Origin of the sequence: Ralstonia sp. Ralssp135 (genome assembly GCF_047304345.1) — a bacterium.
Taxonomy (GTDB): Bacteria; Pseudomonadota; Gammaproteobacteria; order Burkholderiales; family Burkholderiaceae; genus Ralstonia; species Ralstonia chuxiongensis.
This window is the reverse complement of record NZ_JBGLYZ010000017.1, coordinates 12,366-38,066: the sequence shown is the minus strand read 5'-3', so window position 1 is coordinate 38,066 and position 25,701 is coordinate 12,366. Positions and strand designations below refer to the sequence as shown.

Sequence of the window (25,701 nt, the reverse complement as noted above, 5' to 3'; positions counted from 1 at the left end):
CTACGTTTTCCGGCACTGCCTGGATCGACGGCCGCGCAGGCTGGGAGTCAGCTGCGGTCGCGTCGGTCGATGCGGGATCGTTGGAGCGGGGCACAGCGTCGCCAGCGGCGGGCGGCACAGGATCATACCCGCCTTGTGCGAACGGATGGCAGCGGCATAGACGTTTTGCCGCAAGATAACTGCCGTAACCCGGCCCGTGAGTGAGCACGGCGTCGCGCGCGTAGTCAGAACAGGTCGGGAGGAAACGGCATTGCGCGCCCACAAACGGGCTGAACGCCACTTTGTAGATGCGCAGCAGAAACAGCAGCACGCGCGTCATGGCGTGCTCCCAGCGGTGGGCTGGGAGGGTGCGGCGGCAGGGGGCGCCGGCAGCGGGCGCGTGGCAATCTCAAAGAGATGCACCAGCTCTTCGCGGCAGATGCGCTTGAAGGCGGCCACGGTGGGCACGTCCTGGCGCGGAAACTTGGCCTGCAGACGGATCAGCACGTCGCGGCCGCCCAGCAAAGGCTGCCGCAGGCGGAACAACTCGCGGCACTGCCGTTTGATGAGGTTGCGCTCGACAGCGCGCTTGGCGAATTTCTTGCCGATTACCACGCCCAGGCGCGCTTGGGGGGCGCCGTTGGCGCGCACATACAGCACGAAGTGACGACTACGCCGGACAGGCCGTAAAGCAAAAACGGATGAAAACTCATCCGTTTTTGTCAGCCTCGCGGCCTTGGGGTAGGCGTGCAGGCCCATCGCCAGCGTGCCGCAAAGCCACAGGTAACGGCTATGAGCCGCCACCCTCGGCGCGGCCGTCTTTAGATGGCCAGGCGCTTACGACCCTTGGCGCGGCGTGCGTTCAGCACGGCACGGCCACCGCGGGTCTTCATGCGGACACGGAAACCGTGGGTGCGCTTGCGACGGGTAACGGAAGGTTGATAGGTACGCTTCATGATGCACTCTCTTGTTAATGGGTGGTGCGGACATTGCCGCACGCGCCGGGCCTAGGGCTACCGCCGCGGCCTGGTGTCGATTCAGTCAGAGAAATCGCCCACGCAGACTGCCGTGCGCTATGTTGTTCAGGTCTAGGGTGTCACCGGAACATCGGGCACCGAGAGCATCGGGCCTAAGCCGGATCAGTCGCGACGAAGTGGTTCTCGCCCCGCATCTGACACGAACAAGCGTGCGCTCCCCTGCTGCGCATCGCAGAACCCGGCATTTAAACGGCATTTTCCGCATCTGTCAAGCCTTTCTGACTGGGGATAACGTGCGCTCGGGGCCCGAAATTCACCCTGCGATGAGTTGTCCCCATCGCCTTGTGCGGCTTGGTGTGCTCTGCGCAAAGCCTTGTCGTAGCTGGGTTTGCGGCGAGTCAACAAAATCGGTTGTCCACCGCTACTCACAGCAGGTCCACAGGTTATCCACAGACTTATCCTTTGTGGATAACTTTCCGCCGGGGGTACAATCCCGTTCCAATAACGAAAGCCACCCGGTTTCTGGCCTGCGCCAGGAGCCCGGCGGCCGGCCCTCCCGGGGACGTCAACAGACGCGTGTGGCGCCGGTCAAACACCTAACGATAACGATGCAGGATTTCTGGCATGCGGCGTCCGCTCAGCTCGAGAGTGAGCTGACTCCGCAACAATTCAAGACGTGGATCAAGCCGCTGACACCCCTGTCGTTTGACGAGCAGGCGTGCACGCTGCGGATTGCCGCGCCCAACCGCTTCAAGCTCGACTGGGTCAAGAGCCAGTTCTCTGGCCGCATCCAGTCGCTTGCGTGCGACTACTGGGAGGCGACGGTCGACGTGCAGTTCGTGCTCGACCCGACCGCCGGCCAGCGCCAGGCGGCCTTGCAGCCGTCGCTCGCGCCGGTGCCGATGCAGCCTTTGGGCGCGCAGCAGATTCAACCGCGGCAGGTTATGTCGGCCGGCAACGGTGCCGCGCATGACGCGGCTAATCTGCGCGCCGCGCCGGCCGTGTATCGCGAAGCCTCGCTTGCAACGGCCGGCCATGCTGCCGCCGATATCGACATGCCCGTGATGGATGCCACCGAGGTCAGGGCCCAGTCGTACCGCATGCCGCAGGCGCCCGCCGTGGTCACCAGCCAGGCCGCGCCGCCGCAGGTGCCGGTGGATGATTCCGTGCACGAGCGCTCTCGGCTGAATCAGATCCTGACGTTCGACAACTTCGTCACCGGTAAGGCAAACCAGTTGGCGCGCGCTGCGGCTATCCAGGTCGCCAACAACCCGGGCAAGTCGTACAACCCGCTGTACCTGTACGGCGGCGTGGGCCTGGGCAAGACGCACTTGATCCATGCCATTGGCAACTTCATGCTGATGGAGAACCCGCGCGCGCGCATCCGCTACATCCACGCAGAGCAATACGTGTCCGATGTGGTGAAGGCGTACCAGCGCAAGGCGTTTGACGATTTCAAACGGTACTACCACTCGCTCGACCTGCTGCTGATCGATGACATCCAGTTCTTCTCCGGCAAGAACCGCACGCAGGAAGAGTTCTTCTACGCGTTCGAAGCGCTGATCGCCAACCGCGCCCAGGTCATCATCACCAGCGATACGTATCCGAAAGAGATCACCGGGATCGATGACCGCCTGATCTCGCGCTTCGACTCCGGCCTGACCGTGGCCATCGAGCCGCCCGAGCTGGAGATGCGCGTCGCGATTCTGATGAAGAAGGCGCAGGCCGAGAATGTGATCGTGCCGGAAGAGGTGGCTTTCTTCGTGGCCAAGCACCTGCGCTCGAACGTGCGCGAGCTGGAGGGCGCGCTGCGCAAGATCCTGGCGTACTCGAATTTCCACGGCAAAGAGATCACGATCGAGGTCACGCGCGAGGCCCTGAAAGACCTGCTGACCGTGCAGAACCGCCAGATCTCGGTGGAAAACATCCAGAAGACCTGCGCGGATTTCTACAACATCAAGGTCGCGGACATGTACTCCAAGAAGCGGCCGGCCAACATCGCGCGCCCGCGTCAGATCGCCATGTATCTGGCCAAGGAGCTCACGCAGAAGAGCCTGCCCGAGATTGGCGAATTGTTCGGCGGACGCGACCACACCACGGTGCTGCACGCCGTGCGAAAGATCGCCGACGAGCGCACCAAGGACGCCCAGCTCAACCACGAGTTGCACGTGCTGGAGCAAACGCTCAAGGGTTGACCGCACGATGGTCAGCAGAGCGCATGGCAACGCCATTCGCCCTGAATCAAGCCTCGACAGACGCCCGCTCGAATGCGGGCGTCTTTTCATGCACAATAGACATATTTGCCGCGCGCGTGACGCTATCCAGCGCCCCCTTATTTGCGGTATAATTTGTGATTAACCCCTTGATTTACAACAACTTTGGGTTAATCGCGAATGCTCCTGCAGGCACCGGCCCGTGTGGCCTAGGCTGGGGCGCGCGCGGTGTCACCTCTCAAGCCAAGGATCGCCTTCATGCAATTGGTCAAAACCTCGCGAGACAACCTGCTGCGTCCGCTGCAAATCGTGAGCGGCATCGTGGAACGCCGACACACGCTGCCCATCCTGGCCAATCTGCTCATCACCAAGCAAGGTGAACGGGTTTCCTTCCTGTCCACCGACATCGAAATCCAGATCACCACGCACGCCGATTGCGGCGCCGGCACCGGCGATGTGGCCACCACCGTGGCCGCCCGCAAGCTGGTCGACATCCTGCGTGCCATGCCCGACGGCGAAGTCGCCCTCACGCTCAACGACAAGCGCATGACCGTGCAATCCGGCAAGAGCCGCTTTGCGCTGCAGACGCTGGCCGCCGAAGAATTCCCGACCGTCGCAGAGGCAACCGATTTCGGTGCCCGCATCACGGTGCCGCAGAAGACGCTCAAGCATCTGCTGGCGATGGTGCACTTCGCGATGGCCCAGCAAGATATCCGCTACTACCTCAACGGCATGCTGCTGGTGGTCGATGGCAAGCAAGTCATGGCAGTCGCCACCGACGGCCATCGCCTGGCCTACTGCGGCGTTGAAACCGGCGAGCAACCGGCAGGCGCCGGCGGCCGCCAGGAAGTCATCATCCCGCGCAAGACCATTCTCGAACTCCAACGCCTGCTGGAAGACGTGGACGATCCCGTCTCGGTGCAACTGGCGTCGAACCAGGTCAAGTTCACCTTCGGCAATATCGAACTGATCTCCAAGCTGGTCGAAGGCAAGTTCCCGGATTTCCAGCGCGTGATCCCGAAGGGTTACCGCAACAGCTTCACGATCGACCGCACGTTCCTGCAGAGCGCACTGCAACGCACGGCCATCCTGACGACTGACAAGTTCAAGGGCGTGCGCTGCATGCTCGACACCAACGTCCTGAAGATCAGCTCCACCAACGCTGACCAGGAAGAAGCGCAGGAAGAACTCGAAATCGACTACCAGGGCGACGCGCTGGATATCGGTTTCAACGTCACCTACCTGCTGGACGTGCTGGCCAACCTCAAGGCCGAAAAAGTGCAGGTGAGCCTGGGCGACTCCAACTCGAGCGCGCTCATCACCCTGCCGGACGACGACACCTTCAAGTACGTCGTCATGCCGATGCGCATTTGACGCACCGCTGCACCCAGAGCAAGACGAGGGGCTGGATCGTGACGATCCGCCCCTTCGCCGTTTTTAAGCAACCCCGCTGTGTGCGCAAAACGCCCATGGCTGCGAGCAGAACGACATGACCGAAGAGCAGAAACCGCAATCCACCCCCGCCGAGGCCCACAGCTATGACGCCGCCTCGATCCAGATCCTGGAAGGCCTGGAGGCGGTACGCAAGCGGCCGGGCATGTACATCGGCGACACCTCGGATGGCACCGGCCTGCACCACCTCGTGTTCGAGGTGCTGGACAACTCCATTGATGAGGCGCTGGCCGGGCATTGCACCGAGATCCAGGTCACCATCCACACGGACAACTCCATCTCCGTGATCGACAACGGTCGTGGCATCCCGACCGGCATCAAGTTTGACGACAAGCACGAGCCCAAGCGCAGCGCGACCGAAATCGCCATGACTGAGCTGCACGCCGGTGGCAAGTTCAACCAGAACAGCTACAAGGTGTCGGGCGGCCTGCACGGCGTTGGCGTGTCTTGCGTGAACGGTCTGTCGAAGTGGATGAAGGTCACCGTCCGCCAGGGTGGCAAGGTGCATTACATCGAGTTTGCCCAGGGCGTTCCGCAAAACCGCCTGATCGAAACGGTGCAAGCGCCGGACGGCCAGATGGTCGAAGTCTCGCCGCTGCGCGTGTCGGGCACCACCGACAAGCGCGGCACCGAAGTGCACTTCCTGGCCGACGAAGAGATCTTCACCAACGTCGAATACCACTACGAGATCCTCTCCAAGCGCATTCGCGAGCTCTCGTTCCTGAACAACGGCGTGCACATCAGGCTGACTGACCAGCGCACCGGCAAGGAAGAAGACTTTGCCTTCTCGGGCGGCGTGAAGGGCTTTGTTGAGTACATCAACAAGAACAAGACCGTGCTGCACCCCACCATCTTCTTTGCCGCGGGTGAGAAAGACGGCGTGGCCGTAGAAGTGTCGATGCAGTGGAACGACGCCTACAACGAGCAGGTGCTCTGCTTCACCAACAACATCCCGCAGCGCGACGGCGGCACCCACCTCACGGGCCTGCGCGCCGCCATGACGCGCGTCATCAACAAGTACATCGCCGACAACGAGATCGCCAAGAAAGCCAAGGTCGACACCTCGGGCGACGACATGCGCGAAGGCCTGACCTGCGTGCTGTCCGTCAAGGTGCCCGAGCCCAAGTTCAGCTCGCAGACCAAAGACAAGCTCGTCTCGTCTGAAGTGCGCCTGCCGGTGGAAGAAGTCGTGGCCAAGGCCCTGAGCGACTTCCTGCTGGAAACGCCCGTCGACGCCAAGATCATCTGCGGCAAGATCGTTGAAGCTGCCCGCGCGCGTGAAGCCGCCCGCAAGGCCCGCGAAATGACCCGCCGCAAAGGCGTGCTCGACGGCATGGGCCTGCCCGGCAAACTTGCCGACTGCCAAGAGAAAGACCCCGCGCTGTCAGAACTCTTCATCGTCGAGGGTGACTCCGCAGGCGGCTCTGCCAAGCAAGGCCGCGACCGCAAGTTCCAGGCAATCCTGCCGCTCAAGGGCAAGATCCTGAACGTCGAGCGCGCACGCTTTGACAAGATGCTCTCCAGCCAGGAAGTGCTCACGCTCATCACCGCCATGGGCACCGGCATTGGCAAAGACGACTACAACCTCGACAAGCTGCGCTACCACCGCATCATCATCATGACCGATGCTGACGTGGACGGCTCGCACATCCGCACGCTGCTGCTCACCTTCTTCTACCGCCAGATGCCCGAGATCATCGAGCGCGGCCACGTGTACATCGCCCAGCCGCCGCTCTACAAGATCAAGCACGGCAAGGAAGAGCGCTACATCAAAGACGACGTCGAGATGGCCGCCTACCTCGTGCGCCAGGCGCTGGACACCGCCGTGCTCGTGCGTGCCGACGGCACCGAGATTGCCGGCGACGCCCTGGCCGAACTCGCACGCCAGTACCAGCTCAGCCGCGGCGTGATCGAGCGCCTGTCACGCGTGATTGACGCCGACGCCCTGCGCGCCATTGCCGAAGGCGTGGCCCTGGACCTCAGCAGCGAAGCCGCAGCCGAAGCCAGCGCCCGCGCGCTCAAGGCCCGCCTGCTCGAAATGCAAGGCAACGCCAGCAACGCCAACGGTGGCGCCACCGCAGACGCATTCATGCAGTACGACGAGAAGAGCGAGAAGTACCGCGTCATGGTGGTGCGCCGCCAGCACGGCAACCAGCGCCTCAGCCATATCGACGCAGACTTTGTGGCCGGCGCAGACTACGCCGCCCTGTCGGGCACCGCCGCCACCTTCCAGGGCCTGATTGGCGACGGCGCCAAGGTGCGCCGCGGCACTGGCGACAAGGTGCGCGAGCAGCACGTGACCGACTTCCACGCCGCCATGACGTGGCTGCTGACCGAAGCCGAGCGCGGCGTGAGCCGCCAGCGCTACAAGGGCCTGGGCGAAATGAACCCCGAGCAGCTGTGGGAAACCACCATGGACGTCACCCAGCGCCGCCTGCTGCGCGTGCAGATTGAAGACGCCATTGCCGCGGACCAGATCTTCACCACGCTGATGGGCGACGACGTGGAACCGCGCCGTAACTTCATTGAGAGCAATGCGTTGGTGGCGCGGAATATTGATGTTTGATGTGTGGTTGTAACTCGAGACAGTAAAACGCTGCTCTACGCTCCACTATTCTATTAATGCAAAGGCGGTAAATCTTCACGGAAAAGGCCCAGTTAATGGGCCTTTTTGCTTCAGTGTAAATTGAGCAGGCCGGGCGAAGTTTTGTCTGGAGATCCCGCAGCATGGGGTTCGTAACGACGACATGACAAAAGTGGCCTGCGAGCTGAAAATTAGGAGGCGGAGTGAACGAAGAGAAGAAATTTAGAGATTATAAGGATGAAGGCGAGGCATGGATCACGCTTGCTACTGGTGAGTACTATCCTGATATCTTGCCTGATGCTTGTCGACTCTATGAGCCCGTACTGGTGGAATTTGGCCGACTTTTGAAGACTTCGCATTCTTCAACGAACTTCTTCTCCTCCATCATGGAGACGCAAAGTCAATGGATGCGAACCCAACTCTGCCGGGTATTTAAGAAGTATGTTAGCCCGCAGACACCTGTTGAAATGCTAAAGCGAAAAACTGATGTCGCAAAAATTTGCGCTCAGTTTGGTGACGCATTCCGCGACATCGTTGCCGTTCAACAAAGGTTTAACGCACGACCCATGCCAGATGAGGCATTGTGTGCTGTGCTGTGGGAATACAAGGATCGCGGTAAAAAAGGCTATGACCTCACCGAGCGGCTCTTTGATGTTCTCAGAAGCCAACACATTGGCTGTGTTGTGACGGGGCCGGAGAGAGCTGGGAAAGATGTTCTGCTTGGAAGCGTATTCAAAAACTATCCGAAACCCGATCGACCTGTTGATTTTGTGATTTATGAAGATAAGAAAGTGCTTGCTATTGGTCTAGCTCGTTATGATTCAGACAGAGGTGGGGCGCAGGAAGACGACCGTACTGGACAGTACCGGGAAGTGGCTCAAGAGATTTTCGGCTACGCGGATAAAAACGGTATGCCGCACATTAAAGTTATATATGTGAATGATGGCCCGGGCCTATTGCTTGGTTCAATGTGGAATGACTATTCATACATCGAAGACCAATGGCCCGGGCGAGTAAAGGTAGTTACCCTAAGGATGGTGCCGAGTCGCATCTCCGGAGAATGGCTGAGGTCCTAATATGGCGGTTCCTATTCCAAGTAGAGAAAAGCGCGTCAGCGAAGGGTCGGTTTTGCCGGCGGGCACTCAAGACTTTCGGCTGGAATATGCGGGTAAAAAGTCACGCGCTGAAATTCTTGCGACCCCTCCCGGGAGCTATGCACCCAATGCCGCTTATGAAGAAAAAGAGGCGGAAAATAGGCTGTACCATGCAGACAATTTAGGGGTGCTGGCGGCGCTTGCCCGTGACAAAGCCGTTGTAGGCAAGGTGAAGCTTGTCTATATCGACCCACCCTTTGCGACTGCAGCTGCATTCGAGTCGCGCAAGCAAATGCACGCTTATGATGACCACTTGGTGGGTCCGGCTTTCGTTGAGTCGCTACGTGAACGTCTAATATTGATCCACAATTTACTAGCTGATGATGGATCGCTTTACCTGCACCTTGATGAGCGCATGATATTTCATATGCGCGTGATTCTTGATGAAATATTCGGGGTAAAAGGCTTTAGGAATTGCATAACGCGGAAGAAGTGCAATCCGAAAAATTACACTCGAAAAACTTACGGAAACGTTGCCGATTACATCCTGTTCTACACAAAAGGGGATACTTACGTTTGGAATCGATCAGTCGAAGCCTGGGATGACGAACGTGCAAAGAGGGAGTATCAATACGTTGATTCTGACGGGCGTCGTTATAAGAAAGTGCCCGTTCACGCGCCTGGAATTCGAAATGGGGAGACCGGTAAAGAGTGGCGAGGGAGGTTGCCCCCTCCGGGTAAGCACTGGCAATATACCCCTGCAACTCTAGATGAAATGGATTCGCGGGGTGAAATTTACTGGTCCCCCACTGGCAATCCCCGTAGGAAGATTTACCTCGAAAACAGTATGGGTATCCCGGTTCAAGATATTTGGATGGATATGCGTGATGCCCATAATCAAAATGTCCATATTACAGGTTATCCAACTGAGAAAAACCCTGCGCTTTTAGCGAGAATTATTGAGGCTTCTTCCAATCCAGGGGATTTGGTTATGGATTGCTATTCCGGTTCCGGGACTACGCTGGCAGTTGCTTCAAGCTTAGGGCGGCGCTGGATTGGTGCTGACCGCAGTGACGAGGCGATTAGGACAACGTTGCATCGTTTTGAGCTTGGGACTGAGCGGATGGGCGATTTTGTCAACAATAAAAAGCAAAGCAAACTCCCGTTGCACAACCCCATTACTGATTTTGTCTTGTACGAGCCTATAGTGGAAAAGGCAAAAAAAAATGCTCCACGTTCGAAAAAGAAAGTGGAAAAAGCTTTGGAAGGGTGAAAATCAGAAATCGCTCATGCTGCAGTGCGGTGAGGCGTGTTGCAGTGGTATGCTGGTATTATGTAAGACCATATTTCTTCTTGTGAAAAAGCCGCCTTTGGGCGGTTCTTTTTTTTCGCGGCAACAATCACCTATCCATGCGGTCTTTTCCATATTGTCTTGCTCACCGCACTCACAACGCGTTCTACGCTGCTTCAACCCTTTCCCTTGCTTACCATCCAAGTTTAAGCCAACCGAGCGTCGTGCACTTTTTTAGCGCGTCACGCTCCTGCGGCTAAAAAATAGATCGGCGTGAGGGGGAACCGTGCTCGTCCTTTGTCGTCGAGCTTCCCGTAAAACTTAATCCACAGATCAACTAATTGCTCCAGATCGATAAGCGTAACTTTCTTGCGCTCCTGGTTTCGAGCGTACGTTTCCGCGTCACGCGTGAAACCTCCAGTGGAGACAAAGATCCCTACATCCACGTCTCCAACAACTCCTGCAAACGCTCGGACGTTGTCCACATCTACGCGAGTCCCTAGCCGTTTCACCTGAACTTTGATGCGTGGCGATTGAATGCCAAGCGGATCAGGGGTGGCAACAATATCGACTCCCCCATCCTTACCCCGTGGCGAAATCCAGCCGACGTAGTGCCCCATGGCACGAAGCAGATCGGCAACTAGGTTCTGGAAGTCGTATGGGGGCATCCCATGTAGATACTGTTCGATTTCAGCCCAAGCTTGCTCTTCCGCTTGTTCCAATGTAACGGTGACGAGTTTGTCTTCGTCGGACGTGGCTTCATCGGCCGTCTCAATTACCGCTGCGGCTTCCTGACCCGACTGAGATGCTTTCCATTGGCGGTAAAGCCTGACTGCTTCCTTGTAGAAGGAGGCGGGATCGGGAAACGCGTCGTATGCGGCTAATCCAGCGTCAGTAGCAGTCCAGATGCCCTTGTGCTTAACCAGCCAACCCGCCTTTACGCAGTCAACCGTGCCAAAGCGCACGATCTTCTCGAAGCGTCGCCCACCGCTGCTGTCGTAAACACCGGCCTCATACGGGCTAAGTTGCTCGGAGGCCGCTAGAGCTTCAAGCGCTTTATTCGCTGGCATGCCCTCGGGATGTGGTCGGAGTATGTCAAACAACTTCCGCAGGAGGGCACCACTACGCTCACGGGTAATCTCGGCCATTGTGAGGATTGACGACTGTCAGTGAAGGGACGCTGAATACTACCGCAGCAGTCTCGAATATCAATCCTGGTGTGTTTGCCAAAATCATCATTGCCAAATATGACCGAAGACCACGGCTTCTCACGAATTCAACCGTGCGATTCGCTTAGAGCAATCGATACGCTGTGCGAGCCCGACCCTCGCAGTGCAGGTCGTGGATTGGTCGACGAGGCTGGCAACGTTCGGGCGATCGAGTTGCTAGACCACCTCGAAAGCGTTACGCAACTCTCGCTTAGTGAGGATGTTCCCGACACAGTGAGGGTTCATTTCGATACTGCGAGAAACGTGTTGGTCTACACATGGTTTGTATATCGCTTCTATGCGGTAGCGGAGCAACAGGCGCTCACGTCGTTGGAGTTTGCTCTGCGCGAGAGACTGGAGTCCGGTAGGTTCGCGACACCTGCGCCGCTCTCAAGGAAATTGCGGGGACTGAGCGATAGACTGGCTGAGGCGCGCAAACAAGGGCTAATAGATAGCGCGACCTTGCCAAGAGCCGCCGATTGGGCACTCGAAAGAGCCCGTCACCGCTTCCAACTCGAGCAAGTTGATCGCATGACGAGATTGGGATTGTGTTCTCTTGAGGTGGACGATTCGCGCGTGCAGCCATCGCCGGAGGATTTGCAGCATGACTGGATAGAGACGTTCATTCTCTATCTGCCCAAAGTTCGCAATATGTATGCCCATGGCACAGAAACACTGCATCCCGGAGTTCTGAGGACGTTCGAAATTGTCCGTGACCTTATTGGCCAGCTGTTCTCAAAGTAGTTGGCCGACTGTTGGTGTGCATCTACCGAGTGAAAGTTGACGCTGCCCCCCCCCGTGAGGGGTGCCCGCACACTGTTTTTGCGATAACTATTGCGAGGATTATTTATTCAGGGTGCCGACTCTTGACGGTAATCGCCTTACTGAGTTCGGCTGCGCTAGCTGCGCGCGTCACGGCGCTACATACCGGGGGGGGCAGATGACCATGCCAGAAGATTCGCCGGCAGGAAATATTGCTGCGGCATTTGATTTAACTCTTCAACAGCGAAATTTTGAGATTTCTCAACTTACGCAGCGCAATAATTTTTTCATGATTTTCCAAGGTGTAGTCATTGCTGGCCTGATTCAGTCGGGTGGGGTGGCCGCACCGATACTCACATTTGCTGTTTGTCTCCTTGGATTTGGCGTCTCACTGTGGCAAACCTGCATGGCTGCAGGAGCAAAGTTCTGGCAGGTCAGGTGGGAGCGAGCGAACAGGACGCTTGAGATATGGCTCCTAGAGGAGCTTAAGAATCACGATAAAGTCTTTCAGGTCTTTACTTCCGACACAGATTTTTTGACGCAAGCCCAGGAAACTAAACTGAAGAATATGAGCAAGTTGGGTAAGCGCGTGAATGATCCGCTGGAGATGTCTAAAGGCGCGATCACTGCGTGGGTTGCAGAAGATCTAGGCATGGAAGGTACGCGCAAATGGTGGCTCTGGTTTACTCGTTTCCCAACAATGCTCATTGTGTCGAAGCCTTCGGTTAGCCGCCTCCCCATATATGTGGGTATGGGGTTGATGGCCTTTTGGCTGTTGTTGCTTCTGCACACTGTCTCCGTGGGGCCGGAGCGGCTGCATGGGCTGGTTACCGAATCCTTGAGATTGGTGCCATTGGCATCGAAAGACCGGCAAGGGGGAAATGACGCTCAAGCTGCTCCCACATGTCGGCCTGACGCGGCATCAATGATGAGTTGTTCATCGAGTCCCTCGCATGCAACTAGCCAGTGAAACATCAAGCCTGCTCTCCGTTGAGTCGCCACTGGCGCCGCTACTGAGCACGCTTGCCGATAGTGGCGACGAGAAGTCGCAGCCCTCGCGCCTGCACCAATATAGCCAGTGGATTGCACTCACCAACCTGGCTTTTTGTGCGCTTTCACTGTGGGTCTATGTGCAATGGAAGATCGCTACCCTTGCGTGGGTCGTCGGCGCCACTCTCGTGATAGGAGTGACGGCTACCTCCGTGTTTGTCTTGGTAGGCGTAAAAGCTACGTGGATGGAGATGAGAAGCTTCGAGCGTGCATTCATCACGTCGGTCTCTTCTCGCATTCTTGAGCGGCGAGCTCTGGTTCAGCGAATCGGATCAGGGTTCAGTGAAGATGACATCCTCTTCGCGCGCGATTACCTCAAGTCCGTAGCGGCACAGCTTCGCTCGCGCATCAGCCTGATTGTTGGGGCGATCGACAAGGTTGGTGTGCTGCCCCTAGCGGCTTCAGCCGGCGTCACGTTGCTGAAGCTTAAGGAGCCAGGGGCAGTCACAGTGGTCTGGGGAGCGGGCACCGTTGTTCTGGCCTATTTCTATATGCTTTCCGTGCACATGCTAGATGCCGCCTACACGGTAGAGCGCTTTATTGTTCTTCTAGACCATGCCGCCGTACATGCTGCACGTCGCTCCGAGTCTAAGCCAACAGGCGTGAAGTAATCGGATGTCGACGGTTGGATATACGTAGTCCCGCGCATGCAAGGCCGCCCTCGGGCAGCCTTGTTCCTAATCAACATCCATCAATCAAATCACGAAGCCTCAACCTCCTCCGTCTTCCTCTTCGGTCCATTCTTACTAAACCGCGCCCCCAAGGCCTTCCGAGCCATATCGAGACCTTCTCCCTTGCCCGAAATCTTCAGAAGGGCATACCCCTCCAGCGATGCACTCATCAGGTCGCTACCCAACGCAAGCTGCGAATCCCGCATCCGCTCATAAATCTTCTCTAGACGGTTCAGACGCGGCCGCAGGGCATCGAACGCCGCCAGGTCACGCCGCATCTCCGCAAGGCTGAAGTTTCCGGGCAGTACGGCGGGGTTGTTCCCCAACACTTCCACTGCCTTACGGCAGAACGCTTCCGATTTGTCGCCCATCTTCACCACGCCGCTGCGCTGTTCTGTAGACAGGTCGATCAAGCCGCTAAGTTTGTCTTCCAACGACTTCAAGGCTGAGTCGACTGCAGCCAAGTCAGCCGTGCTGATCTGAAGCGAGATCAGGTTCTGTGCCATTACTTTCCTCAATTTGATGTTGCTTGGTCATGCCGACTGGCACGACGGCCTCAGATTGGTTGCGGCAAAGGCGTCTCGCAAGCGAAAGGCCGATTCTTGACGTTATTTGACGGAAGTACCGGGTAAGTTCATATTCGAATGGACCTTCGAGCTCCATTCATGGACCTCAAAGCTCCATGAGAGGAGATCAAAGGTCCATCAATGCACCTCTGAGCTCCAGCAGTGGGGCAAAAAGGTCCACTCTTGAACCTCGGAGCGAGACCAATGGGCCAAAAGGCTCGACGCGCGCACCTCTGACCTCTGCGAGTGAGACCAAAAGGTCGACCTTTGGACCTCGCTAGGTCCACTAGTGGAGCAAAAAGGTCCGCCCTTCAGGCTCCAACCTCCATGAGCGGATAAAAAAGCTCGAGGCTTGGACCTCTGTGCTGCATGAATGGACCTTGAGGCTCCCCGAGAAAGGCGTGGAGGTCCACTCCCAAGAATCAGATTTTTCTGGCGGTCCGCATCGCTATAATTGCCCCGCTGCCGCACCAACGGTAGCCGGGTCTGGCGATCCGACCGCGCAACACTCAAAGAAGACGGATAACTGCTGATGCGGTTGCGTCCGTACACGCTCGCGCTAGCTTTATGGCAGGCCGGGTGGGGAGACCTTCGCGTCTGCCGGTTTTCTTTGGGGGCCGGTTCGCCAGCCCCGCCGTCGGGCCTGCCACCCTCGTCTGGCGACGGAGTGGTGAGCCTCCTGCAACCCCAAAGAGGCCATCATGCCAAGCACCCAAAGCGGGCATCGCCCCGCGTCTTATCCATCTCCACCCGAGCCACCCACGCCCACGTCGTCCGACACAGGCAGGCTCACCAAGAACCGCACCTACCTGAACGGCGCAATCGCAGCACAGGCGTATCTCAAGCGCACACGCACCGCCATGTGCACGCATGGGCAATGCCGGCCGGGCATGCTGCGGGAGCAGCTTCAGCAGTTTTCGGAACACGCATTCCCGCCGGCATTCATCAAAGGCTTTGTGGATGCGATTGATGCGTACGTATCAATGTCGCTCGCGGGCCGCGATGTCGATCCGCAGACGTGGGACGTGCTAGCCGCCATAGAGCGGCGGGGCTACAGCCAATAACAATGGATTGACGCATTCCCGTGACGGGCGGGGATGCCAACAGCGGCGGTGGTTCGGGTGCGCTCGCTCCGAGCCGAGGACAGCGGTTCCAGGAGGTTTGCTCTCCTGGCTTCCGCCAATGTGGAACGCGTCTACACGCGGTCATCTCGGTCCCACAAGCATCTGCTCTCGTCCAACGAGTTTTCTCATGAACTGAGCTTCGCAACGAGATGTTCGTTCTCTGGCGGCGCCGACCTTTGGATCATGCAGGTGCTCGTCTAGGCACTTTCAGAGGGCGTGACTCCATATTTAGTGCAAAAAGCAGGAAATCGCCTATATTTAGTAGTAGCGGTGCGTCTGCACGTTTTCACTGGAGCGGTTATGGCCAAAAACACAGGTAAAGACTATCGAGTCGGGTCTGTCGATAAGCGTTCTCAGGTGCACAATCCGCGCACCCAGCAATGGGTGAAACGCGACGATGAAACGGGCCGATTCGTTGGCCAGAAAGCCGACGGAACTCCCTATAAGGGGGTTGCGAAAGAACGGGACGGCCGGAAACGCTAAGGGGCAAAGTTGCCTGCCCTGTCAAATCCGCCGTTCACGTGGGGGACGCTGCTCTATCGCCCGATAGGGCGAGCGGAAGGCTCGTCGCATGTGGTGCTTACCGGGCGAGTCCAAATCCCCGTACGTGCCTCCTCGGTGTCGGCTTACGTGAAGTTGCTCAGTCCGCGCGAGCACGCCGCGGAATCTGTCTGTGCATGGCTGGCCAAGGCCCTGAACCTGCATGCTCCGGAACCCTTGTGGGTCGATGTCCTGCGCAATCGAATTCCCGCTTCCGTCAGTTGGCCATTCGGAGACAGTGAGGTTCAGTGCTGTTTCGGGACGGTTGCGGTTTTAAACGCTCGTAGGCTCAACATCGGTCAACTCCAGCACGGGGTGTTGCAACAGCAGCTAGCCTCGCACATCTTGGCGCTGTCACGTATTGCCATCTTCGATGAGCTAGTCGGCAACGAAGACCGGCACGAAGGGAATATTCTGCTGTCGGCGACGGGTTTGCCATTGGTCATTGACCATGAGCGAACTCTTGGCGCTGGCGGCGGTGGCCTTTTCTCCGGCCCTCTCCTCCGCACGCCGGGTAGCCTCCTAGGACTGATTGAGCAACTTCCAATCCGGCATAGGTTTGAGATGAAGGGGCCACTCCTGGCATTTGTTGCTGCTTGCCGCGAGCAGGTGTATCGGATACCGTTTGAACAGCTCGTCCCGGAAGACGAGGCGCTACGTCACAGCATCGGGCAGTTTCTTGAGCAACGCGTCGAGCAGCTGGCCGATTTTGTGAACAAAATCCTTGGGATGTCTGACCTTCCAGGCATTAATGATGGTCTTACCATCCCCCTAGACCTATGAGCCAGATTACGGAACTAGAGCTGCCAGCCGCTTCCGCCGAAATTGTTAGGGGATACGTGCGCCTCGCGAAGCTCGTGATGAGTGCTTCCGGTGAATCGCTCGCCATAGCAGTCTTGGGCGAGTACGAGAGTGGCCAGCCGTTCGCCCGGACCGTAACGTCGCGGGTTCTTAGATGCTTACCGCACGAATTGGGCTACGCATGTCATACCTTTGGCAACCTGCTTGTTGCCGACTACTTGGCATGGGGCGAGCGGGGTAAGAGGCCAGAGGCGTGGCGGCCACCTCTGAGTGATATCGATTTGGGCCCTGCCTTTGTAGTAGAGGCGGAGACGGCAGAAGACGTCATTGCTGTTGCACTCGAAGCGTGCGCACTGTATCCCGGAAGCTCAGCTCCCCGACTTCACGAAGACGATGGTTTGACAGGTCGTCCTGTTGATGAGGCACGGTTTGCAAAATCGGTAAGGGATGAGGTTCTTTCTGTGTCACCGTCGTTGGTCGGTGGCTTCAATAAAAAATTCAGTCTGACCGGTTCGGCGAGTGGGTTTGCGATCGACTATATCGGCCACGCCTATGCAACCTGCTATGCGGCAATTAACCCAAAAAGCAAAGCCTCCGTGCGACTGAGAGCAGCGTCCGCAGGTCTTTGGCGCTTAGCACGCGCCCGCGACGCGTTCGGGTTCGCGTCTCCTGAGCATATTGAACTGACTGCCTGGGTCCCAGCTCCCAGTCTTCCCATCTATTCGGATAGTGAATACGCAATCGTGCAAGACACTCTTGAAGAGTTGCAAGCGCAGGCTAAGAGAGAGGCTTTGCAGATTTTTTCTACCTACGACTCTCGCAGTGCGTCGAGAAGACTTCTCAAGGAAGAGATTACGGTGCTCAACTAGGGAGGGCCATGCCGAGGACTTCTATGCAAAAAGCGCTCTAGCGAGTCCTGTCCTGCGCCACACTCAGACTTCCAACGACACTGACCGCGTCAAGGTCTCAAACTCACGTAAAACATCAGGGTGCTTCTGGGACAGGAACCGAAATACCGCTTCGTTGCTCACCAATTTGGTGAGGTATCCCTTCGCTAGGACCAGATTCAAGACGTCTTGTCCGTAGGACTGCTCGACCAATTTGAGCTGGCCTTGCAGGTTCCCCATCTCGCGCTCCATCTTCGCCATCTGCTCTGCGGTGATACCGCCCAATTTGCGTGGCTTGCTCTCATGTAGCAGCAGATTGCTCGGCGTGGCCGCGACTAGCGCCTGCGCATACGAAACCGTGATGTTGTTCGCCGCGATCATCAGTTCGACGCACTCGATCTGACGGGTGGGCTTTAACTTTCGAAGCACGGCACCTAAGTTCGGCGAGAAGTGAAAGTCCTTAAGCAGTTCTGCGGCTTCCGGACAAACACCATTGAGCAGCCCCGCGTGCATGATGATGTGTCGAACATCGACGTTCAGTGCCTTGGCCAATTTTTCGCGAGGCACACCGCGCTCCAGGGCGCGTCGAATCATGAAGTGCACCTGAATCGTGCTCACCCGATTCAGTCTGTTGTTGTACGTATAGCCTTCGTCATCGGTGGCAACAAGACAGGGCGCATCCGCGAACTCCAATTCCCTCAACGCAGCGAGTCGGATATGTCCATCAAGCAAGATGTGCAGTCCGCTGGCTTTGTCAGGTTTGCCAACGCTCAACGGCTCGATCATGCCGATCGACTCGATAGACGACAGAATCTGTTTGAACTTCGCAGATTGCTGGAGGCCCTCGGGAGTCTTGCGCGACGGCAGAATGTTCTCAAGCGGCAGCGTCAGTGGCCGAGGGATGAACCCGAGCAGATCGGTCATGAGGTATGGCCTCCTGGCCAGACTCGATCCGAGAGGTACTTAGGAAGCGTGTCCAAACGCTCGGCGCGGAGCAACACCGTGAAGTTCTCATCGAGCATTAATTCCCGCAGGGCTTCAACGACGAAGAGGAGACGTTGTTGTGCTGTCTCAGCCTTTCTAACAAGCAGCTTCTGCCGTTCGACTTCTTTCTGGTAGTTGCGCACCAAACTGGATGTCGTTACGTCAGCCGGCTTGCGTGGCGCGTTGCGCGCCAAGGTCTTTCCAAGTGCCTGCCGCCTCTCTATGACGCGCCGCGCGTGCAGCAATTGGTGACCTCTCAACTGGCCGGTCTCGTAGGCTTCCTGCAACGCAACTTGTACGGCACGGTCATTGTTGCCGGCCCCCGAGATGACAAGCGCTGCTGTCAACGGGATGCGCCCCGACTCCACCGCCACAAGTAGACGCTCCTCGCCGCTGCTGAGTAGCTGCAGGATGCCGTGTACATAGTCCAGTGTCAGGCCAGTTTTCTCCGCGATCGCCTTCTTGTCATAGCCTTGCTCTTGGAGTCGGCCAATACCTGCCAAGAGCTCTAAGGGGCTGCACTTTCGGCGGGCGATATTTTCGGCCAAGCTCATCACGAACGCGTCTTCATCGCTGGCCTCCACCACCAGCGCAGGGATAAAGCTCTCCCCCAACGCTCGGAAGGCCTTGAGCCGTCCCTCACCACAGATCAACAGGTAGTGCTCGGCGCCGTCTTGCCCAGGGCGAGAGGTGACAGTAATCGGCTTCTTTAAACCGATGGTCTGGATGTTCCGGACGATATCTTCGAACTTCTGTGCGTTGCGGTCGCGGGGGTTGAGGACTTCGATACTGTCGAGCGGGATCATGCGCAGGTCAGGCTTGGGGTGTTTCCTCGTCATGCGGCCCTCCTGATGCGGCTGCGCTCCGCCATGCCATAGAGGTAGTCCAAGTTGTCGAACCGATAGGTATCCAGTTCGAATCGGTTGTGGTCGGCCAAGCTGATGCGCGGCAGACCAAAGTCCAACCGTGGCAACAGGTAGTAGTCCAGCGGCCCTTGGTTGGCCGTGTCGAGTCTCACAGCCACTGTGATGTCGGGAAGAAGGCCGGCATCAAAACGCACCTTCCACCGATGACTGCCCGTCTCCAGAATCTGGCAGCGTGACAGGACGATCGAAACACTGAATTCTCGATTGACGGTGAGCAAATCGGTTGCCGAGTCCCGGTCCACCGAGCCACCTAGCTCTGCGATCATCCGTTCCGTACGCGCGATGATCTGGGGATGTAATCGCCGCAGGAAGCGATTGATTTCGACGTAGTGATAGTCGCGATCTGGCGTGAAGCCCACTGCGTGATAAGCCCGAACGAGGCTGCCAAAGCGATGCGCATAGGCCGCGGCTGAAGGCATGCCTTCCGTCTCATCGATGATCAGGCCCGACAAGAAGCCCCGAGTGCGATAGAGGTTACGCAGCTTGTCCAGGAGTTCTTCGTCGCTGAATCGGCGTGCCCGAGCGCGCAGGATGCCTTGCGCTGTATAGAACAGCTCGGGTGACACGATGGCTTCGAAAGCCCCGTCCCTGCGAATCCACATTTCAGGGCCGTTGACCACGTGATGCTTCTTGAGCTTGAAAGACGTCCGGTTGTAGACGTTGTTGCCAATGTACTTTTCGTTGGACAGCACTTGGCGCACCGTCGCGCGTGTCCATTCGCGGCCGAGGTCTGTGCGAATGCCGCTGGCATTGAGCCGGCAGGCGATTTCGGCCTCCAGTAAGTTGCTGTCAATAAACCATCGATAAATCTGATTGACCGTTGTCGTCTCTTCGTCCGGCCCAGGCATCAGGATGACGCGATCGGTTTGCAGGCTCTTTTGTTGGCCGCGCACAAGCTCAGCTCGTACGGTACCCAGCTGATCGACCAGGACGCGTCGCAGGCCATATCCCGCCGACCCGCCCTGTCGATACCCTAGTTCGATCAGCCGACATTGGCCAGCGAACACCTTGGCAGATAGCTCGCGGCTGTACTCGCCAGCCATAGCGCGCTTGACGCCTTTGACGATAGTCGAGACAGGAGAACCGTCGTTCTCGAATTGCTCCGCGCAGTAGGCCACCTGGATGCCGGCACGGCGGCAGATGTATTCGTAATAGGCACTCTCATCGGCGTCCTGGAATCTGCCCCAGCGACTGACGTCGTAGACCAGAATGACTTGGAAGTCGGCAGTGCCGGACTCTACGTCCTTGATCAGTTGCTGTAGCGCTTGGCGGCCGTCGAGTCGCAGGCCGCTTTTACCCTCGTCGGCATAGGTCCGCACAATTTGGATACCGCGACGCTGGGCGTACTCGCGAATCTTGTCGGCCTGATTCTGTGTCGAGTACTGCTGGTGCTCTGTCGACATCCGAACGTACTCGGCGCCACGAAGCAGGATCGGCTCGTCGGGAGGTCTCGAAAAGGTTTCGGCCATACGTCCAACCGCGTAGTTTTTTTTCCGCCAGTGCCGGCTAACGGACGTGGGCGCTTGTGGATTCAAAGGCCCAATTGCCTGCCCTGCAGGATGGCCAAGACTCACATGGACGAACGGTAATGGTTGTTCGGTGCGCTGCCTATGACGTCCTATGTTTGCACACGTCCTTTTTGCATCAGTGGTCGAGATACACGGGCGTAATACGCACGATCCACGCGTCCATTGTTGCGCCGCTTGGTTGGAGAACAGGTTCGATTCGGTATAGGCCCGCTAGGAGCTTGGCTTGGAGCGAGTCGGGATACGAGGAGTCTTGGCTCTTCTTTTGGGGGTCCTTTGTGCTCTCACCTTTAGCTGCCGTATTCCGGTACTGCTGCCAGTAGTCCGGATGGCGCTCATGCCAAGCGCGCTGGCTGCGCTTTTGGTTTTCCCGGTAATCCGGATCGCTCTCCATCTTCTCGTGCTGCCAACGCCGTCGCCGCGCTCGTTGGCAGGCTGGCATGGAGCAGTAAGTCTGATTCGGGACTTGAGAGCGCGGGACGAAGGATTGGCCGCAGCATGCGCAAGTCCGAATAGTTGCCATGGCGTTCTTCCTGACGAGGCTCGGATATTCCTCGCAGTATCCCCGCCGTTAGCTAGCTACCCACGTTGCCGCAGCGTCAAAGGGTTGGCGGTGCCCAGGGGAGCGCGGCCCCCAAGGCGGGCGGAGCGACCATCTATCAACCGTGCGCTTCGACGCTCACCTTCGCATACGAATCGCGCTCAATTTCAAGCACTTGCACAGAAAGCTGAAGGTGCACGCCTGCCGGCGCGCTGCACTGCGCTTGCAAGACCGCCAGCACACTTGCCGACAGTTCACGCCGGGTATCGAGCGATCGCCCGCTCAAGATCGCAAGATCAGCGTGTACGAATGCGCGCGGCTCACTGGCGGTGCCCACGGCAAACGTGTCGCACCGGTGGCTTCGGCTTTTGATGTCGGCCTCAACAAAATGCCCGGTCGCGGCAAGGGCTGTGTTGATGGCGAGTAGGGTCGCTTTGGCGTCAAAGGTGTTGAGGTTGGCGGAGTATTCAAGTGTGAGATGGGGCATGGCGGGGCCGTGCTGCACGGCGGTTGTTGGGGGAATGCGGTACAGATTGTGATGCAAGCCGCAGCCCCCTGGGGCCAACGCTAATTTCCACAGTGGGTGATTCAGAAAACGGCCATCTCGCCAGCCGCTTACCGATATCGCAACAACAATTCGGGTTCCAGTGAGACGCGCTTTGCCTCGGTGCATAAGCTGCCTTCATTTGCAGAAAGGGCAGGCGTGTATGGGGTTGTGTGGTTTAAAGAGCGTGGCGAGATCGACTTACCACGAGTCATCGCAAGTCTCCTCCGCTGGTGTGCCTGCAGGCCCGTCTGCGCCACCGGCACCGGGGCCGCGTACCGCGTCGGCCTCGCTGCTATGCGGGCTTCCGCGATTGGGCCGTAAGCCCCGGTCGGCTGTGCCTTTGAAAGGGGCTGCGGCAGATGCGCTATCGGTCCGTTTTCGCAAGCCGAGTCCCGCCGCGGCACGTGCCGCTGCCGCCCAGATTGCGCGCGACGCGGCCAATCCCAATCATCCGCACTACCTGGATCTGTCTGCAGCCATGTGCTGGGATGCGGTCAAGCATTGCGCAGTCGTTGCGCACCTTCTGGATGCCACCGTCGATGCCCAGCATGGACTCGTTTCGTCAGCCGATGCGCAGGTCCACGGGCGTGAAGCAATCGCAGCGCTCCCCGAGGGCCATGCCATCGGTTTCTTTGACGACCAAAGGCTGGTCCATGTGATGCTTGGCGTCGGTAACGGTCGAGCCGCAGGTAACAAGAACGACTGTGTCGGCATCGGGGCCCCGATTGGCTGGGAAGCGCTGAACCTGAACCATTTGGCATGGAACGCAGATGGCTGCGTCACGGCACCCGGGCTCCACCAGGCAACGCGGTCCCTTGTGGTGCGAAGTCGTTTGCTGGGCAGCGCAACAACGTGAAAGTGTTGCCCGCAGCAAGCGGGGGCCGTTGGCTGCGCTTGCGCGCTACGGACATGACAGCGCCACAGCGTCGCTAGCCAGCTTGGGCCTCCTAAGCTCAACACACCGACATGGCGGGCGGGCCGGGCAAAGCGCTTGGCCTCTCGAAACGATCGGGCACTCTTGCCAACGAGGAATCCTATGGATGGCCGCGACATTGTTGGCCGCAACGCGGCGTACCTGAACACCCTCTCGACGGCGTCGTCACCCGTTGCCTCTCCAGCCCCTGAGCGAACCAACGCCCCGCCAGCCGGCCGCCGGGCAACTTCCGGGGCGCTGGCGCCGCTGAATGAGCTGCGGGCGCAACGCGCCGTCAGAGGCGCCTCCTCTTCTGCGTCTTCGGGTGACCGGCACGACATATTCGATATCCGTCGAACGCCTTCCGATGAGCTCTTCCGACTTGGGGAGAGCATCCGATTACGCACGGCAGCGTCCGCGTCGGCTGCCGCAGCGGCCTCGCAAAGCCGGCCCTCGGCAGCGCATGGCGATGGTCCGGCCAGACCGCACACTTGCGCTCAGCCGCTCGGGCAACCGATGCGGCCAGACGGTCGTCCAAGCGCACCGGATGCTGGGCACACATCCCAACCCTCGGGCAGTGCCGACTTCTACTTCACGCATGACGGCCCACTCACAGAAAGTGACCGGCTTCCGTATCGGCTGCTGGAGGCCTTGCATCAAGACCTGTTTTCGAGCCCCGAGATTCGACAAGTGGCGAGCAGGCGGGGGCTGCCTATCGGCAAGGTCTTGGATGTGGACCTCAACGAGTTCGAGGCAATCAATGCCACCGCTGGGGAATATGCGTCTATCGGAACGAAAGCGCTGTCGACCTGCATTGCGGTCTGCGCGCGCGGGCGGAATGCGCGCGGCGAAAGCATCCTGGGGCTGCATCACTACGACGGCAGGAACAGCGCCGACGCGGCACTTGCCGAGCTTGACGCCAAGATGAAGAGTCAAGGCTCAGTGCAGAACCAGTTCTACCTGGTTGGCGGGCTGATTTTGTCAGCAGACTCCGGTCTCGGCAGCTATCCGGCAGAAGCCGATTTGCTCGCAATGCGTGACCGCTACGATATTCGCGGGGCAAAACTGCATGTCCTGGAAGGCGAATACGATGCCAAGGGGAACGAGAACATGCTCAATGTCGTCGTGACGCCCAACCACATCTTTTTCTCGCGTCGCGATTTGTACCAGAGCGATTAGCAAGCTGCCTTGGCGACGCGTCTTCCGGCTCTTGAGCGCTGCGTTGACGTACACCTGGGCCCCACGAGATGCCACGTACAACATACGTTCCCGCTGGAGGCCGATGGGATCGAAATGGAAGGATCGAATGACAAGAGTTTCGAGCCTTACACCGCCACACCTCTCAATTTGCGCGGCACGCTCGCGTGTACTGGCAGATTGCTCGGCGTGGCGGCACGTAGCGTCTGCGCATACGAAACTGTGATGTTGTTCGCCGTAGTCGTCAGTTCAACGCACTCGATTTGACGGGCCGGTTTTCCTGACCGCATCTGCGGCCCGTGCGTTCACGTCGGCCGCTTCAAGAATACGGCTTCAATATGCGCGCGGTCGGGCGTACCGAACTGGTCGGTAAAGAATTTGGCCGTGTCGCGAAACTCAACGGCCGTGCCGTGAAACGGGTCGCGTATCGATAGATGAAACTGTCCGTTCGATTCCCGAATGCCGTCCAGCATCACCATGTGCCCGGCTTTTCGGAGCATGCATGGCCCCATGCCATTGATCTTGCTCGCAAGATCCCGCCACGCCTGTTTGCGGCTCGGGTGCGCGGCGCCAAACAGGCCCGTCTTGTAGTTGAGGTCGTGCTCCACCAGGATCGGGGTCCATCCAGTCTGGTGGTGTAGCGAAGCCATCAGGTTGGCGGTTTCGCGGGTTTTGCCAAGGGCTGCTTCGTAACCGTGGGCGGTATCACGGTTGATGTGCCCATGGTCAAACATCATCATCAGTTCGCAGGCGCCCGTGCAATCACGAAAACCCGGCTGCGGCACCACCACCTTGCCGTTCCCAAGCGGATAGGCCTTGAATTGCCAGCCGACTTGAATGGGGCTGACCGTATTGCCGTTCACCTCAAATGCTGCGTGCTTGGCATCGGCGGCTAGCTTGATGCCCCCAATGCGCTTGGTGACGTATTTGGCGGGAATGTCGTAGATCTGCCCCTTCCCCAACTGCGAGAAGTAGCGCTCGTTGTCACCCTCTGCGCGCGGGAACCGCCGGACGGCACCATCGCTGCAACGGACCATGGGCTCCGCCATTGGCGCGTATTTGATATCGGGCGGAATGCCATAGGCAGCGGGCGGGCGCTCATACATGGCCCCGACAACCGTCGAGATACTCCTGAAGTGCGAGAACTCAGCAGCCGGATACACCGACCGATGTGGCCCTTCTGGCAACGCCGGAGAACCGGGCGGGCTCTGCCGTGACGACGATGCTTCGCCAACGGTCGCACGGCTGCTGCTCGGCGCCGTGGCGCTGATCGGGCGTCTCGGCAAGGGTGCGCGGCGGCGCATGGGTCCATCGGCGTGTGAACTGGTTCCCGCGCGCCGCGCAGCCGGCATGCCATCGGGGCGCTGCAGCACGCGCGTAGAGCGCTGCGGTGAATCCGTTGAAGCAGCCTGCCTTGCGGCACTCGCGTCCTGTTCCTGCTGAAGGCCGCTGACTCTCTGATGCAGCTCTGCGTATGCAGCTGGATCGTGCGGCACATTGTTGAACTTGGTGTCCATACGGGGTTCGCAAAGCATGATTGGCAGCCGATGCTGCCACGCAGGCAAGACACCCGCCCCGCTGGCTGGCGAAGCAATGAAGTCGTGTGCGAAGCAAGAGGTTCCCCATACCCGCCCAATCGCAACGCAGAGCGACTGGCCCCAACAGGCCTCATCAAATAGCGGGGCAATTCACTTCACGCTGGCCCATTCGAACGGCCCGTAAAAGGCGCAATTCCGACCTTCAACTTTCCTCATGGTCATCTTTAAGCGCGCGCACGGATGCTAATTTGATTCAGCGTGATAGCACGCATGTAGGCAAAAGGCACCGGCCCAAGCAGATTGCTTTGCCGGGCCGCGATGCCCCTCAGC

22 protein-coding genes and 1 pseudogene are annotated in these 25,701 nt (G+C 58.4%); 13 read left to right on the top strand and 10 right to left on the bottom strand.

Annotation, left to right across the window (positions count from 1 at the left end; all coding sequences use genetic code 11):
- Positions 1–22 precede the first annotated feature (22 nt).
- From yidD to rpmH, 3 genes and pseudogenes are all read right to left on the bottom strand, one after another.
- A pseudogene (yidD, locus tag ACCD03_RS13480) lies at positions 23–319 on the bottom strand (membrane protein insertion efficiency factor YidD); the annotation flags it as partial.
- Positions 316–738 (bottom strand): ribonuclease P protein component, encoded by a 423-nt coding sequence (rnpA, locus tag ACCD03_RS13475; protein WP_253536468.1) that lies wholly within the window; start codon positions 736–738, stop codon positions 316–318. The pseudogene yidD and the gene rnpA, both read right to left, overlap by 4 nt.
- A 62-nt stretch (positions 739–800) precedes the next feature.
- Positions 801–935 (bottom strand): 50S ribosomal protein L34, encoded by a 135-nt coding sequence (gene rpmH, locus ACCD03_RS13470; protein ID WP_003262958.1) that lies wholly within the window; start codon positions 933–935, stop codon positions 801–803.
- Between the two features lie 629 nt (positions 936–1,564).
- Between rpmH and dnaA the strand changes: the two genes are divergently transcribed.
- The 5 genes from dnaA to ACCD03_RS13445 all read left to right on the top strand — a co-directional run bounded on the left by dnaA (position 1,565) and on the right by ACCD03_RS13445 (position 9,572).
- On the top strand, positions 1,565–3,151 hold the full coding sequence (gene dnaA, locus ACCD03_RS13465; RefSeq protein ID WP_413411964.1) for a chromosomal replication initiator protein DnaA: 1,587 nt from the start codon (positions 1,565–1,567) through the stop codon (positions 3,149–3,151).
- A gap of 276 nt (positions 3,152–3,427) precedes the next feature.
- Positions 3,428–4,543, top strand: coding sequence for a DNA polymerase III subunit beta (dnaN, locus tag ACCD03_RS13460; RefSeq protein ID WP_092974203.1), 1,116 nt, complete (start codon positions 3,428–3,430; stop codon positions 4,541–4,543).
- Between the two features lie 115 nt (positions 4,544–4,658).
- Positions 4,659–7,187: a DNA topoisomerase (ATP-hydrolyzing) subunit B gene (gene gyrB, locus ACCD03_RS13455; RefSeq protein WP_316678698.1), complete on the top strand. Its 2,529-nt coding sequence runs from the start codon at positions 4,659–4,661 to the stop codon at positions 7,185–7,187.
- A 221-nt stretch (positions 7,188–7,408) separates the two neighbouring features.
- Positions 7,409–8,281 carry a bstEII gene (locus ACCD03_RS13450; RefSeq protein WP_413411963.1) on the top strand — a complete coding sequence of 291 codons (873 nt, stop codon included), beginning with the start codon at positions 7,409–7,411 and terminating at the stop codon, positions 8,279–8,281.
- A 1-nt stretch (position 8,282) separates the two neighbouring features.
- A complete protein-coding gene (locus ACCD03_RS13445; protein ID WP_413411962.1) occupies positions 8,283–9,572 on the top strand; it encodes a site-specific DNA-methyltransferase in 1,290 nt (429 codons plus the stop codon).
- 260 nt (positions 9,573–9,832) lie between these two features.
- Here the strand turns inward: ACCD03_RS13445 and ACCD03_RS13440 are convergent, their stop codons facing one another.
- On the bottom strand, positions 9,833–10,738 hold the full coding sequence (locus ACCD03_RS13440) for a restriction endonuclease (protein WP_413411961.1): 906 nt from the start codon (positions 10,736–10,738) through the stop codon (positions 9,833–9,835).
- 99 nt (positions 10,739–10,837) lie between these two features.
- Between ACCD03_RS13440 and ACCD03_RS13435 the strand changes: the two genes are divergently transcribed.
- The 3 genes from ACCD03_RS13435 to ACCD03_RS13425 all read left to right on the top strand — a co-directional run bounded on the left by ACCD03_RS13435 (position 10,838) and on the right by ACCD03_RS13425 (position 13,221).
- A complete protein-coding gene (locus tag ACCD03_RS13435) occupies positions 10,838–11,542 on the top strand; it encodes a hypothetical protein (RefSeq protein WP_413411960.1) in 705 nt (234 codons plus the stop codon).
- 202 nt (positions 11,543–11,744) lie between these two features.
- Positions 11,745–12,530, top strand: coding sequence for a hypothetical protein (locus ACCD03_RS13430; RefSeq protein ID WP_413411959.1), 786 nt, complete (start codon positions 11,745–11,747; stop codon positions 12,528–12,530).
- Positions 12,514–13,221, top strand: coding sequence for a hypothetical protein (locus ACCD03_RS13425; protein WP_413411958.1), 708 nt, complete (start codon positions 12,514–12,516; stop codon positions 13,219–13,221). Before ACCD03_RS13430 ends, ACCD03_RS13425 begins: the two co-directional genes overlap by 17 nt.
- 89 nt (positions 13,222–13,310) lie before the next feature.
- Here the strand turns inward: ACCD03_RS13425 and ACCD03_RS13420 are convergent, their stop codons facing one another.
- The gene (locus tag ACCD03_RS13420) at positions 13,311–13,787 is read right to left on the bottom strand and encodes a hypothetical protein (RefSeq protein ID WP_413411957.1); all 477 of its coding nucleotides are present in this window, start codon (positions 13,785–13,787) and stop codon (positions 13,311–13,313) included.
- A gap of 761 nt (positions 13,788–14,548) precedes the next feature.
- On the opposite strand from ACCD03_RS13420, the gene ACCD03_RS13415 reads away from it, so the two are divergent.
- The 3 genes from ACCD03_RS13415 (at position 14,549) to ACCD03_RS13405 (ending at position 17,181) form a co-directional block, all read left to right on the top strand.
- Positions 14,549–14,911, top strand: coding sequence for a hypothetical protein (locus ACCD03_RS13415; protein WP_413411956.1), 363 nt, complete (start codon positions 14,549–14,551; stop codon positions 14,909–14,911).
- A gap of 690 nt (positions 14,912–15,601) precedes the next feature.
- Positions 15,602–16,294, top strand: a complete 693-nt coding sequence (locus ACCD03_RS13410; protein WP_413411955.1) for a HipA family kinase — start codon at positions 15,602–15,604, stop codon at positions 16,292–16,294.
- Positions 16,291–17,181 carry a hypothetical protein gene (locus ACCD03_RS13405; RefSeq protein ID WP_413411954.1) on the top strand — a complete coding sequence of 297 codons (891 nt, stop codon included), beginning with the start codon at positions 16,291–16,293 and terminating at the stop codon, positions 17,179–17,181. The genes ACCD03_RS13410 and ACCD03_RS13405 overlap by 4 nt, the downstream gene beginning before the upstream one ends.
- Positions 17,182–17,244: 63 nt before the next feature.
- Here the strand turns inward: ACCD03_RS13405 and ACCD03_RS13400 are convergent, their stop codons facing one another.
- The 4 genes from ACCD03_RS13400 to ACCD03_RS13385 form a co-directional block, all read right to left on the bottom strand.
- On the bottom strand, positions 17,245–18,123 hold the full coding sequence (locus tag ACCD03_RS13400) for a plasmid partitioning protein RepB C-terminal domain-containing protein (RefSeq protein WP_413411953.1): 879 nt from the start codon (positions 18,121–18,123) through the stop codon (positions 17,245–17,247).
- A complete protein-coding gene (locus ACCD03_RS13395; protein WP_413411952.1) occupies positions 18,120–19,022 on the bottom strand; it encodes a ParB/RepB/Spo0J family partition protein in 903 nt (300 codons plus the stop codon). Before ACCD03_RS13395 ends, ACCD03_RS13400 begins: the two co-directional genes overlap by 4 nt.
- Positions 19,019–20,578, bottom strand: coding sequence for a recombinase family protein (locus ACCD03_RS13390; RefSeq protein WP_413411951.1), 1,560 nt, complete (start codon positions 20,576–20,578; stop codon positions 19,019–19,021). The genes ACCD03_RS13395 and ACCD03_RS13390 overlap by 4 nt, the downstream gene beginning before the upstream one ends.
- A gap of 716 nt (positions 20,579–21,294) precedes the next feature.
- The gene (locus ACCD03_RS13385; RefSeq protein WP_413411950.1) at positions 21,295–21,849 is read right to left on the bottom strand and encodes a 5-carboxymethyl-2-hydroxymuconate Delta-isomerase; all 555 of its coding nucleotides are present in this window, start codon (positions 21,847–21,849) and stop codon (positions 21,295–21,297) included.
- A gap of 184 nt (positions 21,850–22,033) precedes the next feature.
- Here ACCD03_RS13385 and ACCD03_RS13380 point away from each other — a divergent pair, with 184 nt between their 5' ends.
- Entirely contained in the window at positions 22,034–22,579 is a 546-nt protein-coding gene (locus ACCD03_RS13380) for a hypothetical protein (RefSeq protein ID WP_413411949.1), read from the top strand.
- Positions 22,580–22,759: 180 nt separating this feature from the next.
- Positions 22,760–23,815, top strand: a complete 1,056-nt coding sequence (xopAK, locus tag ACCD03_RS13375; protein ID WP_413411948.1) for a XopAK family type III secretion system effector — start codon at positions 22,760–22,762, stop codon at positions 23,813–23,815.
- A gap of 323 nt (positions 23,816–24,138) precedes the next feature.
- Here the strand turns inward: xopAK and ACCD03_RS13370 are convergent, their stop codons facing one another.
- A complete protein-coding gene (locus ACCD03_RS13370) occupies positions 24,139–24,939 on the bottom strand; it encodes a hypothetical protein (protein ID WP_413411947.1) in 801 nt (266 codons plus the stop codon).
- Positions 24,940–25,701: the final 762 nt, after the last annotated feature.